Source organism: Streptomyces sp. NPDC088732, assembly GCF_044751205.1.
GTDB lineage: Bacteria > Actinomycetota > Actinomycetes > Streptomycetales > Streptomycetaceae > Actinacidiphila.
This window is the reverse complement of the sequence record NZ_JBIVLI010000005.1, coordinates 1-15805: the sequence shown is the minus strand read 5'-3', so window position 1 is coordinate 15805 and position 15805 is coordinate 1. Positions and strand designations below refer to the sequence as shown.

At 74.2% G+C, this 15805-nt stretch carries 14 protein-coding genes; 10 read left to right on the top strand and 4 right to left on the bottom strand.

Features of this window, described 5'->3' with window-relative positions:
* The first annotated feature begins 84 nt into the window (after positions 1-84).
* On the top strand, positions 85-1773 hold the full coding sequence (locus tag ACIP9H_RS10410; RefSeq protein ID WP_401592321.1) for a SpoIIE family protein phosphatase: 1689 nt from the start codon (positions 85-87) through the stop codon (positions 1771-1773).
* Positions 1774-1903: 130 nt separating this feature from the next.
* Positions 1904-2932: a rod shape-determining protein gene (locus ACIP9H_RS10405; RefSeq protein WP_401592319.1), complete on the top strand. Its 1029-nt coding sequence runs from the start codon at positions 1904-1906 to the stop codon at positions 2930-2932.
* Between the two features lie 58 nt (positions 2933-2990).
* On the opposite strand, the gene ACIP9H_RS10400 is transcribed toward ACIP9H_RS10405, so the two are convergent.
* On the bottom strand, positions 2991-4052 hold the full coding sequence (locus ACIP9H_RS10400; RefSeq protein WP_401958678.1) for an alpha/beta fold hydrolase: 1062 nt from the start codon (positions 4050-4052) through the stop codon (positions 2991-2993).
* Positions 4053-4598: 546 nt separating this feature from the next.
* On the opposite strand from ACIP9H_RS10400, the gene ACIP9H_RS10395 reads away from it, so the two are divergent.
* Positions 4599-6110 carry a von Willebrand factor type A domain-containing protein gene (locus tag ACIP9H_RS10395; RefSeq protein ID WP_401958675.1) on the top strand — a complete coding sequence of 504 codons (1512 nt, stop codon included), beginning with the start codon at positions 4599-4601 and terminating at the stop codon, positions 6108-6110.
* Positions 6111-6128: 18 nt separating this feature from the next.
* Complete coding sequence (locus tag ACIP9H_RS10390) at positions 6129-6644, top strand: pyridoxamine 5'-phosphate oxidase family protein (RefSeq protein WP_401592093.1); 516 nt, start codon at positions 6129-6131, stop codon at positions 6642-6644.
* Here the strand turns inward: ACIP9H_RS10390 and ACIP9H_RS10385 are convergent.
* Positions 6641-7384 (bottom strand): class I SAM-dependent methyltransferase, encoded by a 744-nt coding sequence (locus ACIP9H_RS10385; RefSeq protein WP_401958672.1) that lies wholly within the window; start codon positions 7382-7384, stop codon positions 6641-6643. The two genes, ACIP9H_RS10390 and ACIP9H_RS10385, sit on opposite strands and share 4 nt — an antisense overlap.
* Positions 7385-7597: 213 nt before the next feature.
* A complete protein-coding gene (locus ACIP9H_RS10380; RefSeq protein WP_401958669.1) occupies positions 7598-8701 on the bottom strand; it encodes a DUF2786 domain-containing protein in 1104 nt (367 codons plus the stop codon).
* A gap of 95 nt (positions 8702-8796) precedes the next feature.
* Between ACIP9H_RS10380 and ACIP9H_RS10375 the strand changes: the two genes are divergently transcribed.
* The 6 genes from ACIP9H_RS10375 (at position 8797) to ACIP9H_RS10350 (ending at position 14842) form a co-directional block, all read left to right on the top strand.
* Positions 8797-9603, top strand: coding sequence for an alpha/beta fold hydrolase (locus ACIP9H_RS10375; protein ID WP_401958666.1), 807 nt, complete (start codon positions 8797-8799; stop codon positions 9601-9603).
* A gap of 171 nt (positions 9604-9774) precedes the next feature.
* Complete coding sequence (locus ACIP9H_RS10370) at positions 9775-10269, top strand: hypothetical protein (protein ID WP_401958663.1); 495 nt, start codon at positions 9775-9777, stop codon at positions 10267-10269.
* A gap of 75 nt (positions 10270-10344) precedes the next feature.
* Positions 10345-11667, top strand: coding sequence for a polyprenol phosphomannose-dependent alpha 1,6 mannosyltransferase MptB (gene mptB / locus ACIP9H_RS10365; RefSeq protein WP_401592105.1), 1323 nt, complete (start codon positions 10345-10347; stop codon positions 11665-11667).
* A 98-nt stretch (positions 11668-11765) separates the two neighbouring features.
* A complete protein-coding gene (locus tag ACIP9H_RS10360) occupies positions 11766-12914 on the top strand; it encodes a glycosyltransferase 87 family protein (protein WP_401958660.1) in 1149 nt (382 codons plus the stop codon).
* Positions 12915-12959: 45 nt separating this feature from the next.
* Complete coding sequence (locus ACIP9H_RS10355) at positions 12960-14270, top strand: S8 family serine peptidase (RefSeq protein WP_401592083.1); 1311 nt, start codon at positions 12960-12962, stop codon at positions 14268-14270.
* Between the two features lie 80 nt (positions 14271-14350).
* A complete protein-coding gene (locus ACIP9H_RS10350) occupies positions 14351-14842 on the top strand; it encodes an RrF2 family transcriptional regulator (RefSeq protein WP_401592081.1) in 492 nt (163 codons plus the stop codon).
* Positions 14843-15213: 371 nt separating this feature from the next.
* On the opposite strand, the gene ACIP9H_RS10345 is transcribed toward ACIP9H_RS10350, so the two are convergent.
* On the bottom strand, positions 15214-15648 hold the full coding sequence (locus ACIP9H_RS10345; protein ID WP_401592079.1) for a GNAT family N-acetyltransferase: 435 nt from the start codon (positions 15646-15648) through the stop codon (positions 15214-15216).
* Between the last annotated feature and the right edge of the window lie 157 nt (positions 15649-15805).

Genomic DNA, 15805 nt, shown 5'->3' with positions numbered 1-15805 from the left:
GGTGATCGCATCCGGGCGTGCGCCGAACGGCCGACCGCCAGATCATGGGTACGGGCGCACTCGGCGGACGGGAGGATGACCCGGGTGAGCGGTGACAGGGGGCCCGGCGACTGGTCACCACTGGACCACGAGGTCCTGCGGCAGGTGCTGGACGGCACACCGGCGGGCGTGAGCATCCTCGACGCGCGGCTGCGCTACGTCTACGTCAACCCCGCCCTGGCCCGGATGAACGGCGTCTCCGCCGCGGCCCACGTGGGCCGCACGATCACCGAGGTGCTGCCCGACCTCGACGACACCGGCGAGGACACGATGCAGCAGGTCCTGGCCGACGGCACGTCCCGCGAGGTGCCGTCCAGCGGCCACACCCGGGCGCCCTCGGGGCTGACCCGGCGCTACTGGCAGGGCGCGTACCACCGGCTGAGCGGCCCGGACGGCACGGCGGTCGGCCTGGTCGGCATCACGCTGGAGGTCAGCAGCTCCCGGCACGAGCAGCACGAACTGGAGCGGGCCCGCGAGCGGCTGGCCCTGCTGGACCGGGCGGCCACCTTGATCGGCACCACGCTGGAGATGGAGGCCACCTGCTCCGAGCTGGCCCGTTTCCTCGTTCCGCTGCTCGCCGACATCGCCAGCGTGGACGTCCTGCCCCCGGAGGGCACGACCGCGCACACCCGCGGCCTGCTGCGGCTGCGCCGCGCGGCGATGGCGGCACTGCCCAATCTGCGGGACCAGGTGAGGATCTTCGGCGAGCCCGGGCAGTACCTGGACTACCAGGAGGGTTCGACCATCCCGCGCTGCCTCCAGTCGGGCCGCCCGGTGCTGGAGGACCTGTGCCACGACGGCGCGCTCGCTCGCTCCGCGAGCGGCCTGGAGCGGATCGCCGCCTACCGGGCGGCCGGCATCCACTCCGCGCTGGTCGTGCCGCTGACCGCGCGCGGGCACCCCATCGGGACGGTCAGCATGGTCCGCGGCGGGGAGTCGCCGGCCTTCACCGAACGGGACGTGGAGATCGCCCAGGACGTGGTGGGCCGCGCGGCGATCAGCCTGGACAACGCCCGCCGCTACACCCATGAGCACGGCATCACCCTCGAACTCCAGCGGGCGCTGATGTCCGAGCCGGGCTCGCCGCACCCCACCGTCGAGGCCGCCTTCCGCTACCAGCCGGCCGGCAGCAGTGCCCTGGTGGGCGGCGACTGGTACGACACCGTGCGGCTGTCCTTCGGGCGCACCCTGCTGGCCATGGGCGACGTCATGGGGCACGGGGTGGAGGCCTCGGTCGACATGAGCCAGTACCGCTCGATGCTGCGCTTCGTGGCCGGCGCCGACCTGCCGCCGCACCGCATCCTGCGCCGGCTGGACACCCTGATCTCGGAGACGGAGTCGGGGCGCCCGGCCAGCTGCCTGCTGGCGCTGGTGGACCCGACGCGCGGCAAGTGCGCGTACTCCAGCGCCGGGCACCTGCCGCCCGCCATGATTCGCCCGGACGGCTCCGTCGAGCTCGTCGAGGTGCCGGTCGGGCCGCCGCTGGGGACCGGGCACGGCGGCTACGAGATCGTCTCGGGCGCGTGCGGGCGCGGCGACGTCCTGCTGCTCTACACCGACGGCCTGGTCGAACGCCGCGGCGAGGACATCGACGTGTCCCTCGACCGGCTCGCCAGGTTGCGGTTGCACCCGGACGGGGATCTGGGCGGTCTGGTCGACCGGATCCTGTCCCTGCTGGTCTGCGAGCCCGCCGACGACGACATCGCGGTCCTCGCGGCGCGCATCGTCCGCTAGGCCGCAGGAGGGACGCCTCCCCCGGGCAGCGCAACTCTACGGGCGAAATCGGGGCAATACCGTCACGATGATCATACGGGACTGCCACCGGGGCGGTCCCGGGAACCGGCTCCCTCGGGGAGGACCTGCCGTGACCGTCAGCCTCGCGCAGTTGCGCCGTTGCTCCGTAGCCGTCGACCTCGGCGCCTCACGGACCCGCGTCTACATCAAGGGACAGGGACTCGTCGTGGACGAGCCCAGCGTGGCCGCCGTCAACGCCCACAGCGGGGCCCTCATCGCCGTCGGGTCACTGGCCGAGCAGATGACCGGACGGACCCCCGACCACATCCGCGTCGTCCGGCCCATCCAGGCCGGCATGGTCGTCGACATCGACATGGCCCAGCGCATGCTCCGGCACCTGCTCGGCGGCCGGCTCCGCAAGGCGTGGCGGCGCAAGCCCATGCTGCGCGCCGCGGTGTGCACCCCCAACAGCAGCAAGCCGCTGGCCCAGCGCGCGGCGATCGAGACGCTCTACGGGCTCGGTTCCCGGCGGGTCGAACTCGTCGACTCCGTCATCGCCGCCGCCGTCGGCTGCGGACTGCCGGTCGAGCAGCCCGAAGCGACGATGATCATGCTCAGCGGGGCCGGCACGACGCAGATCGCGGTGCTGTCGCTCGGCGCGATCGTCGCGGCCGAGACCATCCCCGTCGGCGGCGACGCCATCGACCACGTGGTGGTGCAGCACGTCCGCAACGCGCACGAACTGGTGCTGCCCACCCAGTCGGTGCGGCCGCTGCACGAGATCCTGTCCGCCCCCGGGCCCATCGCGCCGAGCACGGAGGTCCAGGGCCGGGACGTGGCCAGCGGCATCGCCCGCACCGTCACCGTCGACATCGAGAGCGTCCGCCGGGCCATCCGCATGCCGATGGGGGCCCTCATCGACGGCATCGGCACCGTCCTGCGGCGCTGCCCGCCCGACCTCGTCGCCGACCTCACCGACCGCGGCATCATGCTCGCCGGGGGCAGCGCGCTGCTGCCCGGCCTGGACATGATGCTCCGCCAGGCGACCGGGATGCCCGTCACGATCGCCGACCGGCCGGACGTCTGCGCGGTGCGCGGCCTCGGCGCGATGATGGAGGGGCAGGTGCTGCCCATGCCGATGGACTCGATGTCGGCGTAACGCCCGGGCGGCGGGCCGCCGCACTGCCGTGACGGCCCACGCCGCCCGCGCCCGGCGGTCACCGGGCGGCCCCCTCCCTCCCGACGCGCTCGACCAGGCGCACGACGTACTCGGCGACGAGTGCGGGGCGGAAGCCGGGCAGCCAGTGGCCGCCGTCCACGTGGTGGATCTCGGCACCGGGGGCCCAGTCGGAGATCTCCGTCTGCCACGGCGGCAGCACGAACACGTCCTTGGACGGGGCCAGTACCTGCGCCGGCAGGGCGGCGTGCCGGACCCGCGGGCGGAGCATGCGGGGCAGCACATTGGCCCGGTAGAGCTTCAGCCCGGCCCGGTTGCGGGCGGCCCGCCCCGGCCCGTACCCCTGCGGGGGCTCACCGGTCTCCAGGCGGAGCAGGCCCTTGATCACCCCGTCCAGTAAGCCGCTGCGGCAGGCCAGTTCGGCGACGCCGGGCAGATGGAAGAAGGCCACATACTGCGAGGCCAGCGCCTGGCGCAGTAGCTTGCCCAGCCGTGCGGGGGTGGGCCGGCGCACCTGGGCCCGGTACCAGCGGCCGGTGTGGTCCAGATCCGGGCCCGAGATCGACGTCATCGAGGCGTAACGGTGCGCCAGCTCCGGCGTACTGACGGTGTGCCAGCTCTGCACGGACCCCCAGTCGTGCGTCAGCAGGTGCACCGGCGCGTGCGGGCTCACTGCGTCCGCCACCGCCGTGGTGTCGGCGGCGAGCTGCGGCAGCCGGTACGCGCGGGTGCGGCGCGGCGCGCCGGACGAGCCCGAGCCGCGCACGTCGTAGGTCACCACGTGGAAACCATGTGCGGCCAGGCGTGCCGCCACGGCGTCCCACACCCGGTGGTCGTCGGGAAAGCCGTGCACGCACAGGACCGTGGGGGCGGCGGGGTCGCCGTGTTCGTACACCGCGAGGGGGACGCCGTCGGAGGCGGTGACCCAACGCGGCGCTTCGCCGTACCGGGTTTTTTCCCCGCCCGCCCGCCCGTGTGCCCCAGGAAGTCCGGGCGCCCCGCCGCCCGTTGTGTGGGGGCCGGGTTCGGGGCCTCCGGGGCTGCCATTCTGGACAGCACATTTAGGTGCCTCAGGCACTTTCCGTCGAGCGCTCCGGGTCATGCACCCAAATATGCTCCAGCGTCCAGAACGCCACCCCTACGACCCCGCCCCCTCCGTGAGCTCTCGCGCCTGATCCCCGGTGGGTGGGTATGGACGGCACCGTACTCGGGCACCCGTTGGCGCCGCGCTGTCCAAGTGCGCAGCCGTCACCGCCCACCGACACCCCACCGGCCGTAAGGCGCCCCAACGACCCCGGGAGGGGGTGCGCCGGGGTCCGCCCGCTGGGGGCACCTCCCAGCGGTAGCTGGGGGAGGGACGAGCGGCGACCGCGGCACACGATGTACGGGGGTAAACCGCGAGCGCCGTGGGGGTCCCCCCGGCCGAAGGTTGGGGGAGGACTCCGGAGCGGCGCCGACCCCCACAACGAACAGAGCGGGGCCCGCACTTACCGCGCCGGGCACTCGGGAGGGCGGGCGGGGAAAAACCCAGGCACAGCGAAGCGCAGCGGCGTTGCTTGAACGAGACGCATCCGCAACGCCGCCGAAGCCCCCCTGGGAAGGCCCCGTGCGTCACAGTCACAGAAGCCGTACGGGGAGGGGACACGACATGAGGCGGACGACGAGAACCATCGCGCTGGCGGTCGCCGCGGGGGCGCTGCTCGCGGGGTGCAGCGCGGTGGGCCCGCGCGGGAGCAGTCACGACGCGGGGCACCGCCCCGCGCCCGCACCGGCCCGCGTCGCGGGGGGAACACAGGCGCCGGACGGCGAACGCGCCCCCGCGCAGGACCAGTTGTCGACGTTCGCGCTGGACGTGGACACCGCGTCGTACGGCTATGCCGCCCGGCAGCTGAGCAACGGGCAGCTGCCGGACCCGTCGGCGGTGCGGTACGAGGAGTTCGTCAACAGCTTCCGGCAGGACTACCCGAGCCCGGACGGCGACGGCTTCTCCGTCACCGCGGACGGTGCCCGCACCCCCGGGGCCGGTTCGCGGTGGTCGCTGCTGCGGATCGGGCTGGCCACGCGCGCCGCCGACAAGGCGGCACGCAAGCCCGCCGCGCTGACGTTCGTCGTGGACGTCTCGGGCTCGATGGGTGAGCCGGGGCGGCTGGACCTCGTGCAGAAGGCGCTGCGGTCGGCGGTCGGCGAGCTGCGGGGGGACGACTCGCTGGCCGTGGTGACGTTCAGCTCGCGGGCGCGGGTGGCGCTGCCGATGACGCGGCTGGGCGCCGAGGGGGCCCGTGCGCACGCACGGGAGGTGATCGACGGACTGCGGCCCGAGGAGTCCACCAATCTGGAGGCGGGCCTGCGCGCGGGCTACGACGTGGCCCTGGAGGGCGCCCGCTCGGGCGTCACGAACCGGGTCGTGCTGCTCTCGGACGCGCTGGCCAACACCGGTGAGACGGATCCGGACGCCCTGCTGGAGCGGATCGCCCGGGCCCGGGAGCAGCACGGTGTGACGCTGTACGGGGTGGGTGTCGGCAGCGAGTACGGCGACGCGCTGATGGAGCGGCTGGCGGACCGGGGCGACGGCCACACCTCGTACGTCTCCACCGAGCGCGAGGCCCGGGCGCTCTTCGTGGACCAGTTGCCGGCCAATGTGGAGCTGCGCGCCCGTGACGCCAAGGCGCAGGTCGCCTTCGACCCGGGGACGGTGGAGGACTACCGCCTCATCGGCTTCGAGGACCGTGCCGTGGCCGACGAGGACTTCCGCGACGACCGGGTGGACGGCGGCGAGGTCGGCCCCGGGCACACCGTGACCGCGCTGTACGCCGTGCGCCTTCGGCCGGGCGCGCGGGGCCATGTGGCCACCGCGACCGTCCGCTGGCTCGACCCCGCGGGCCGCGCCCCGCACGAGCGGTCGGCGACGATCGAGGCGGACCGGCTGACCGGTGCGCTGTGGGACTCCGGTACGTCGGCGCGGCTGCGGGTCGACGCGGTGGCCGCGTACTTCGCCGACGCCCTGCGGACGTACCCCACCGGTGACGAGCAGCTGCCCGGCGCCCCGGGGCTGGCCGAACTCGCCGAGCGCGCGCGCTCCCTGGCCAGGACCACGGAGGACCCGGCCGTGGCCGACCTGGCGGAGTCCGTCGACCGCGCGTACGCGCTCCGCGCGGCCTGATGGAGTATCAGTGGAGTCATGGCAGCAGAAAAGGAACCCGAGGCCGAGCTCGACGCCCGCTACAGCAGTGACGGCGCCGACCCGACGACCTGGAGCCAGGCGCACCGCTTCCTGGCCGATGCCGAGATCTACTGGCTGACCACCGTCCGCCCCGACGGGCGTCCTCATGTCACCCCGCTCATCGGGGTCTGGTACGAGAACGCCCTGCACTTCAGCACCGGCGCCGACGAGCGCAAGGCGCGCAACCTCGCCCGCAACGCGAAGGTGGTGCTCACCACCGGCACCAACGCGCTGCACGAGGGCCTGGACGTGGTCGTCGAGGGCGAGGCGGCGCGCGTGCGCAGTGACACGCAGCTGCGCCGCATCGCCGAGGTGTACGAGGCCAAGTACGGCGAGGAATGGCGCTTCGAGGTTCACGGCGAGGTGTTCCGCGGGGAGGCGGGCAACGAGGCGCTCGTCTACCAGGTCGAGCCGAGGACGGCCTTCGCCTACGGACGGGGGACGACGTACAGCCAGACGCGCTGGCTGTTCTAGGGCGTCCTCCGGAACAGGGCGGTCCACAGGAAGGGCTCGCCGAAGTGCGGGGAGTCCGGCGGCTCGTCGCGCATGCGGCGCAGTTCGATCTCGGTGAGCCCGGAGAAGATCGCGCGCAGGGACTCCGGCGTGTAGGCGAGCCCGCCGTGCAGGCGGGCCTGCCGGTAGAGGTCGGCGTCCGGCAGCTCCGAGCCCATGGCGCCGGAGGCGAAGCAGGTGAGGGCGAAGTGGCCGCCGGGAGCGAGGACGCGGTCGAGCAGGGCGAGGTGGCTGACGCGGCGGTGCGGCGGCAGGTGGTGGAAGCAGCCCGAGTCGTGGACCAGGTCGTACGGGCCCTCCAGCGGGCCGCCGGACGCGGTCAGGGCGAAGGCGTCGCCGCGGTGGAAGCGCACGCCCCGCGCGCCGGTCTCGCGGGCCCGCTCCTCGCCCCAGGCGACGGCCGCGGGCGAGAGGTCGACGGCGTCCACGGCGAAGCCCGCGGCGGCCAGGTGCAGGGCGTTGCGGCCGGGACCGCAGCCGAGGTCCAGGGCCCGGCCGCCGGGGGCGAGCAGGCCCCGGTCGAGGTAGGAGACCAGGTTCTCGTCCGGTTTCCGCGCGAAGAACGGGACCGGCTTGGAGCGGTCGGTGTAGAAGCCGTCCCACCAGTCGGCCGCGCCGCCCGTCCAGCGGTCGGCCTCCGGCGCGAACAGGCCGTCCAGCAGTTCCAGCACGTCCTCGACCGTACGGATATGACGATCCATCAGGACTCCTTTCGCGGTGCCGCCAGCCTAGGCCCGTGGGGCATGAAAGCCCAGCTCAGCGACGGTTTCCCCATCGCCGGTACGGGCGTCCGAGCGGCCGCGCGGGCTCCGGGTGACGGCTCCCTCGGGCCCGGCCGCGGACGGGGCTCCGCGCCCCCGCGAGGGGCCGCCGCGGGAGCTTCGGCGGGCGCGCGAGGGCCGGTTTTCCGTTCGCTAGAGCCGGGCGCCGTCCGCCGCGGCCGTGCCGTGCTCCCAGCCCTCGCGGTCGCGGCCCTTGAGCCGCTGCGAGCGGGTCTGCGGGAACATCTCGTCGGCCGCCCGGCCCACCGCGACCTCGCGCGCCGCGAGGACGGGCAGCACCTCCGCGCTGCCGCCGCCCTCCTCACCGGCCTCACGGGTGGCGTCCCGGGTGGCCGACGCGAGCCGTTCGCCGATCCGCCCCGCGTAGGCGATGAGGAACGACTCGCGGAAGTTCCGGGACAGGTTCTTGCGGCCCTTAGCGCGTGCCGCACCGCCGCCGCGCAGCATCGCGGTCTCCGCCTGCACCAGCAGCGAGGTGTAGAGCACCTCCACGGCCTCCAGGTCGGCCTCGTAGCCGACCACCGTCGAGAAGCCGAACTCCGCCGACCACACCGCGCGGCAGCGGTTCGCCGAGGCGACCGCGTCCAGGAGCAGCGCCTTGGGGGCCTCGTACGGCCGGTCCACACCGACCCGGCGCGCACCCGGCCCGTCGCCGGGGGCCGGCCCCGCGAGCAGGGCCTCGTCGACGCTGTAGCGGGCCATCAAATGCTGCGCCTTGGCGCTGAGCGCCTCGGCCTCCTCCGGGTACGGGGTCGACTCCGCCTTCGCCAGCAGCGCGCGGATCCGCCCCAGCTTGGACCCCGCGCCGCTCCCCGCCGCGGGCCGCGGCGGGGCGGCGGTCAGCGGGGTGATCCGGGGCAGCCGGCCCAGGAGGCGGACGAGTTCCAGCACGGCGGTCGCCGCGCCGAAGCGGTCCAGCCGCTCCTCGCGGGCGTACGCCGTCAGCAGGGCCGTCGCCTCCGGCCGCGGCGCGCCGTCCACCGCGAGCAGCCGCTCCGCGAGCCGCACATGCTCGGGGCCGAGCTCCCTGCGGGCCATCCGCACCAGGTCCGGATTCCCCCAGCCGCGGCCCCGGCAGCCGCTCAGCAGATCGTCGAGCGCGGCCAGCACCGCCGGGCCCGCCTGCTCCCATCCCGCCGCCGCGAGCGCCGACGCCCCGGCGTCCACAGCGAACTCCGCGTCCGCGCCGGCCGCCCCCACGGCGCCGGCGAACGCCTCCCGAACCACCGTCGTCACGTCCCGCACGCCCTCCAGGATCGCATCCCGGCGACACGCCGCGTACGGAGCAGGGTGGTCGCGCGACCAGGGCGGCAGCACCAGGGTGGGGCCCCGTGAGCACCGAGACCCGAACCGTGGACTGGGACATCCGGACTGCCGGCCCGGCCGACGCCCGGCACCGGGCGCTGCTGCTGCCCGGCGGCCTGTGCACCGCGGAGTTCTACGCCGACGTCATGGCCGAACCGGCGCTCGCCGACGCGCGCCTCGGCCTGACCGCGGTCACCCTCCCCGGCTTCGGGCGCACCCCGGCGCCGCAGGACGTCTCCGTGGAGAACTACGCGCGCCTCCTGGGCCGGGTCGCCGCGGAACAGGGCTGCGACCTCGTCGTCGGTCAGGGCCTCGGCTCCACGGTCGCCATCGAGATGGCGGTGGCCGGCGCCTTCACCGGCCCGCTCGTGCTGCTCTCCCCCAGCTTCTCGCGGAACGACGAGGCCCCCGAGTTCGCGCTGTTGGACCGCCTCGGCCGCGTCCCGGGCCTGGGCGGGGCGGCCTGGGCGGTCGCCCTGCGGCTCTTCCCGCGCGCCGTGCGCGACAGCCTGCCGCCGGGCCGCCGCGACACCCTCGCCGCGGTCCTGGCCGACAACGACCCCGCCTTCTGCCACCGCGCGCTCCGCCACTACTACGACCACCTGGACCGGCACGGCTCGCTCGTCCCCCGGCTCTGCGCCACCGCCCTGCCCGCCTGGGTCGTCCGCGGTGAGGCCGACGACATCGGCCTCACCGACGGCGAACGCCGCGACCTGGACGCCTGCCCCAGCATCACCCTGGTCCCCGTGCCACGGGCCGGCCACGGCGTGCTCGTCGAACAGCCTGCCCGCGTCGCCGCGATCATCGCCGAGGCCGCGGCCCGCCTCGGCTGACGGCCGAACGCCGTGCGCTCCGCGGGGACCGGGGGTGCGATCGTTCCGCGCGGGTCCGCGGTGGCCGGTCGCGCAGTTCCCCGCGGCCCGCCTCGGCTGACGGCCGAACGCCGTGCGCTCCGCCGCATAGAGTCCGTGCCCTGGTGGTCCGTACGACTTCGGGGGTGGAACATGACGAGGAGCGAGGCGCTCAGCCGTATCCGGATGCTCGCGGCGGACCGCGCGCACGCGTGGCCGGGCCGGGACCGCGCCGCACTGGTGGAGGCGGGACTCGACGCGCTGCTCGCCGGCGAGGACAGCCCCGCGCTGCGGCAGCTCGCGGGGCTGGGGCGCAACGAGACGGACGAGGCGGATGCGTTGTTCGACCGCGTCCTGGAGGAACTGGGCCTGCTGCCGCTGCTCCCCGCCGACGTCGCGGCCGCGCGGTGGGAGATGACGCGGTGCTGGGCCGGGCTGATCACCCGCGGCGTCCTCGCGCCCGCCGACGGGGTCCGGCTGATCCGCGAGGCGGCCGGGGAGCTGGGACACCCCGGAGAACTGGCGGACCTGGTGCGGTGGGCGGGGGAACTCGACGAGATCGAGCACGGGCGGGAGCCGTCACCGTACACACGGGACGCCGTCCACAGCGGCATCGTGCGGGACGCCGCCCGGCTGCTCGCGGGATGATCGGTCACCCGCCGGTTGCCCGCGCGTCGTTCGGCGGTCACCCGATGATGCGATCGTGCGGTAGTGACTCGCACCATGGCCCTCGGACTTGCCGGGACGGTCGCGTTGGCTGTCGGCGGAAGGGCCGCGGGGGCGCTGCCCGTCCGGGACGAATTCGCCCTGCCCCGAGGGGAGGCGGCGATCGGGCTGCTGGTGGCCTACTTCGGACTCGGGCTGCTGATCGCCGCGTGGTGGCAGCTCGGCCGGCTGGTGCGCGGTCCGCAGCCGCCGACGATACGGAGCCTGCTGACCACCTTCGCCGTCTGGGCCGCACCCCTGCTGCTCGCGCCCCCGCTGTTCAGCAGGGACGTCTACAGCTACCTGGCGCAGGGCGCGATGGTCAGCAAGGGCATCGACGCCTACACGTACGGACCGAGCGTGCTCGGCGGTGCGGCGGCGGCCGAGGTGCCGGCGATCTGGCGCGACACCCCGGCACCGTACGGTCCCGCCTTCCTCGCCCTCGCGCGGCTGAGCGCGCACGCCGGGATCACCGGGATGCGGGCGCTGGCGCTGCTCGGAGTGGCCCTGCTCGCCACGCAGTTGCCGCGGCTGGCCCGGCGCTGCGGCGCGGACCCCGCGCAGGCGGTGTGGCTGGGGGCGCTCAACCCCCTGGTGCTGCTGCACCTCGTGGCGGGCGCCCACAACGACGCGGTGATGCTGGGCCTGCTGGGCGCCGGCCTCGGTGCCGCGCTCGCGCGGCGGCAGGTGATCGCGACGGTGCTGGTGACGCTGGCCGCCCTGGTCAAGGCGCCGGCCGCGCTGGGACTGCTGGTCGTGGCCACCTTGTGGGCCGAACACATGGAAGGACGTTGGCGGTTGGCCCGCGCGGGCGGCACCACGGCGGTGGTCGCCGGGGCGACGACGGTCGGCATCACGGCGGTGACCGGCGTGGGGTACGGCTGGATAGGCGCCCTGAGCACGCCCGCCTCCGCCTCCAACTGGTCGCTGGTCAACACCATGGCCCGCTTCATCGGCACCCCGCACACCTGGCGGATGCTGAGCCTGGTCGCCGTCGCGGTGGCGATCGGCGCGGTGTGGCTGTTCCGCAGGCGGCTCGGCCCCGTCTACGCCCTCGGCCTGAGCCTGCTCGCGGTCGCGCTGCTCGGCCCCGCGATACGCCCCTGGTACCTGCTGTGGGGGCTCGTGCCGCTCGCCGTGGCCGCTCCTGACGGGCGGGTGCGCCGGGTGGCCGCCGTGGGCAGCGCGGTGCTGGCCCTGGCGGTGCTCCCGAACGGCTTCCCCGCCACCGTGCACCAAGTGGCCCTGGCGACCGCGGGCGCCGCCGCCGCCCTGCTGCCGATCGTCGTGCTCCATCTCGTGCGGCTGGTACGGCCGGCCCGCCCGGCCCCCGCCTCATGAACGTCAGGACCTTCATGCGCAGTGCTCTCCGTGCTCTCGAGTCCCTCAGATCCCTCGGGGCCCCCGGGTCTCTTCGGGCTCCCGCCACGCAACGCGTGGTGAGCGCGGTCGTGGCGGTGACCGCGACCTTCGTCTTCCTCGCGACGGTGCCGCTGCACCGGCACTGGTTCGACGTGGCCGTCTACCACGGCGCGATCAACTCCTGGGTGCACGACGGCGGCGCGCTCTACGACTACCTGCGGCCCGGCACGGTGTACGGCTTCACCTACCCGCCGTTCGCCGCGCTGTGCATGCTGCCGATGGCCTGGGTGGACTGGCCGACCACCGTGGTGCTGGCCGCCACCCTCAACATCGGCGCCGGTCTGCTGGTGCTCCAGTGGACGGCCGGGCCGGTGATCCGCCGCCAGGGCTGGCCCCAGTGGTACGCGATGGTGCTGGCCGGCTGCCTGATGTCGCTGCTCGAACCGGTCCGGGACACCTTCACCTTCGGGCAGGTGAACCTCGCGCTGCTCGCGCTGGTGCTGCTCGACGCCGAACTCCTGCGCCGCGGCAGCCGCTGGGCCGGGTACGCGACGGGCCTGGCCGCCGCGGTCAAGCTGACCCCCGCCCTGTTCATCGGGTGGCTGCTGATCGCCGGGCACCGCAGGGCCGGGCTCACGGCGGCGGCCACCGCCGCCGGGGCGACCCTGCTCGCCGTCCTGGCCGCGCCGGGCGCGTCCCGGACGTTCTGGACGCAGGCGATGTGGGACACCGACCGCGTCGGCTCGCTCTCGTACGCCGGCAACCAGTCGCTGCGCGGCACCCTCGCCCGGCTCGACGCGCCGGAGTGGGTGTGGGCGGTCGCGGTGGTGGCCGTGCTGGCGGTGTGGGCGTACAAGGTGCGGCGCGCCGACGTCACCAACGGCGTGGCGTTCACCGGTGTCGCGGCCTGCCTGATCAGCCCGGTGACCTGGGTGCACCACCTGGTGTGGATGATCCCGGCGCTGGCCGTGCTGGCCGGTGAGGCGCTGCGGGTGCGGACCCGCGCCCGGGTGGCGATCGCGGTGGGCGCGTACGTGGTGCTGTGCAGCAGCATCGTGTGGCTGTGGCTGGACGAACCGGGCCAGGGCGGCCCCAGCTCGCTCATCGGCGGCAGCGCGTACGTCTGGATCGCCTTGGGGCTGCTGCTGGGGCCCCGGCACGGATGGCGTAGCCGGGCGCGCACCGGGGCGATCTTGGCTGACAGGGTGGGAGAGCGGGCCGGCTGACGGTCCGACGGCTCACGCGGCCCCTGTCGACCGAGGAGTTCACGCATGCGTGTGTCCCTGCGCCGGACGTTGACCATGACCGCCGCGTGTGTGAGCGCCGTCTGCGCCGTGTGCGTCCTGCCCATGGCGGCCGCCGCGCCCGCGCGGACGCCGGCCCCGCTGCCCGCCCTCGCCCCGCTGCTGGGGGCGAGCGCGCCGAACGCCATCCCCGGCGAGTACATCGTGACCCTGACTCCCGGCAGCGACCCCGCGCGCGTGGCGCACGACGCCGGCGTCACCCCGCACCACCTCTACCAGGACGCGATGCTCGGCTTCTCCGCCCCGCTGACCGAGCCCCAGTTGGCGCAGGTGCGCGCGCTGCCGCAGGTCCGCAAGGTGGAGCAGGACACCAAGGTCGCCCTCCCCCCGCAGGACCGCGTCCCCTCGCCGCCCCGGCGGCTGCTGCCGCGCCCGGGCGCGGCCCCGGGCCACGACGGCGGACACGGCACGGACGGGCGGACGGGCCCCGCCGCCACGGACGCCGAGCTCTCCGCGCCCGGCATCTTCTGGGGGCTGGAGCGCATCTCCCACCGCACGCCCCACACGCACGGCTTCACCGTGAAGGCCACCGGCTCCAAGGTGACCGCGTACATCATCGACAGCGGCATCGACTTCGCGCACGACGAGTTCGGCGGCCGTGCCACGCCCGGCATCGACGAGATCGGCGACGGCCTCGACGGCGAGGACTGCGCCGGGCACGGCACGCACGTCGCGGGCACGGTCGGCGGCGCGCACGCCGGGATCGCCCGCGAGGTCCGCCTCGTCTCCGTCCGGGTCCTGGACTGCGATGCCGCGGGCCCCAACTCGGGGATCATCGCGGGCATCAACTGGCTGGCCCGGAACGCGGTCAAGCCCGCCGTCGCGAACGTGTCGCTGGGCGGCATGTACTCGCCCGCGATGAACGACGCCCTGGACGGCCTGGCCCGCGCCGGCGTCTTCCCGGTCGTCGCGGCGGGCAACGACGACATCAACTCCTGCGTCATCTCGCCCGCCAGCGCGACCGAGGCGTTCACGGTGGCGGCCACCGACCAGGCCGACCACCTGGCGTCGTTCAGCAACTTCGGCAGCTGCGTCAACCTCACCGCGCCCGGTGTGGACATCGCCTCCGCGTGGCCCGACGGTTCGTACGCCATGATGAGCGGGACGTCGATGGCCGCGCCCCATGTGACGGGGATCGCCGCGCTCTACAAGGACACGTACGGGGACGCCCCCTTCGACGTGGTGAAGAAGTGGCTCATCGCCCAGGCCACCCCGAACGCCTCGGCGGGCGCCCCCTGGGGGACGCCGACGCTGCTGGCCTTCACCGGCGATCTTTGAGGGGTGCCGTTCCCCGGGATCCGGAATCCTGGATTCCGTATGTCCGTGATAACGGGATCTGGACATGTAGCATCGAGAACATGAGGATGAACGAGGGCGTGGAGTGGGCACTCCACTGCTGCCTCAACCTGGCCTGGGCCGGTCCCGAGAGGGCCGTCACGGCGGCCCGGCTGGCCGCCTTCTACGAGCTGCCCACGGCCTACCTCAACAAACAGCTCCAAGCGCTGGCCCGCGAGGGCATCGTCTCCTCCACCCCCGGACCGCGCGGCGGCTTCCGGCTCGCCCGGCAGCCCGAGGAGATCACCGTCCTGGACGTCGTCACGGCCATCGAGGGGCGGGACCCGGCGTTCCAGTGCACCCACATCCGCAAGCGGACCCCCAACAACGGCACGCTGCTCGACGACGACTTCCGCCAGCCGTGCCTGGTGCACCAGGCCATGGCCCGCGCGGACCTCGCATGGCGCAAGGAACTGGCCGGTCAGACGCTCGCGGACCTGAAGGCGTCCATCGAGGGGGTGGCGCCGGGGGCGGCGGAGGGGACGCGGGGGTGGCTCCTGGGGACCGGGGGCTGAGGGCGCTGCGTTTCGCTGTACCGGGTTTTTTCCCCGCCCTCCCGCCCTCCCCCAACCTTCGGCCGGGGGTGCCCCCAGCCCCAGGAAGTCCGGGCGCCCCGACGCGCGTTGTTGGGGGCCGGGTTCGGGGCCTCCGGGGCTGCCATTCCGGACAGCACATTTAGGTGCCTCAGGTACCCGCCTTGATCGCTCCGGGTCATGCACCCAAATATGCTCGAGTGTCCAGAACGCCACCCTCCCTCAGCTACCGCTGGGAGGTGCCCCCACCTCCCCCGCCCCCTCCGTCTCGTATCGCGCCTGATCGCCGGTGGGTGGTCTGAAGCGGCACCGTGCTCGCGCAGCCGTTGACGCCGCGCAGCACGGTGAGGCGGTCAGGAGAGGTCGCGGGTGAAGTGCAGGGCTGTGATGGCCATGCGGCAGGTGTGGTGGAAGCGGTGCGCGCCGTGGTTGGTGACACCGGAGTCCAGCTCGACGCGTTCACAGCCCGCCTTGCGCGCTCTGATCTCCAGTTCGTCCATCAGCCGGGCGCCCACCCCGGCGCGGCGTGCGTCGAGCGCCGTGACCAGGTCGTCCACGAAGAGGGTGCGGCCCCGGCTGGTGGCGAGCACCCGGTGCGTCGCGACGGCCAGGTAGCGTCCCTGGTTGTCGCGTGCGGCGGTGAAGACGAGGCCCTGCGCGTGTGCCTCGCCGGCGAAGGCGGCGAACCCGTCGGCGGTCAGGGCGGGCCTCAACGTGCGTATGAGGGGCCCCACTTCCGCCGTCATGTCCGGTTCACCGGGCCGTACATCCACGAATGTCAGCTCCATGCGGAGATCTTAAGAGGGGCTGACGGGCACCCGGCGGGGCACAAACTTCTGTGCTAGGGCGTGTTTCGAAAGTAGCGCCGGCCGCCCGGAGGGCGGGTCCCGCGGCTCCCCCAGCTACCGCTGGGGGTACCCCCAGGTGCGGTGCATCGCAAGGCGG

Excerpts from the sequence above, each read along its gene's own strand:
- ACIP9H_RS10400 (WP_401958678.1), bottom strand. The coding sequence starts at position 4,052 with ATGACCCGGAGCGCTCGACGGAAAGTGCCTGAGGCACCTAAATGTGCT.
- ACIP9H_RS10395 (WP_401958675.1), top strand. The coding sequence starts at position 4,599 with ATGAGGCGGACGACGAGAACCATCGCGCTGGCGGTCGCCGCGGGGGCG.
- ACIP9H_RS10390 (WP_401592093.1), top strand. The coding sequence starts at position 6,129 with ATGGCAGCAGAAAAGGAACCCGAGGCCGAGCTCGACGCCCGCTACAGC.
- ACIP9H_RS10385 (WP_401958672.1), bottom strand. The coding sequence starts at position 7,384 with ATGGATCGTCATATCCGTACGGTCGAGGACGTGCTGGAACTGCTGGAC.
- ACIP9H_RS10370 (WP_401958663.1), top strand. The coding sequence starts at position 9,775 with ATGACGAGGAGCGAGGCGCTCAGCCGTATCCGGATGCTCGCGGCGGAC.
- mptB (WP_401592105.1), top strand. The coding sequence starts at position 10,345 with ATGGCCCTCGGACTTGCCGGGACGGTCGCGTTGGCTGTCGGCGGAAGG.
- ACIP9H_RS10355 (WP_401592083.1), top strand. The coding sequence starts at position 12,960 with ATGCGTGTGTCCCTGCGCCGGACGTTGACCATGACCGCCGCGTGTGTG.
- ACIP9H_RS10350 (WP_401592081.1), top strand. The coding sequence starts at position 14,351 with ATGAGGATGAACGAGGGCGTGGAGTGGGCACTCCACTGCTGCCTCAAC.
- ACIP9H_RS10345 (WP_401592079.1), bottom strand. The coding sequence starts at position 15,648 with ATGGAGCTGACATTCGTGGATGTACGGCCCGGTGAACCGGACATGACG.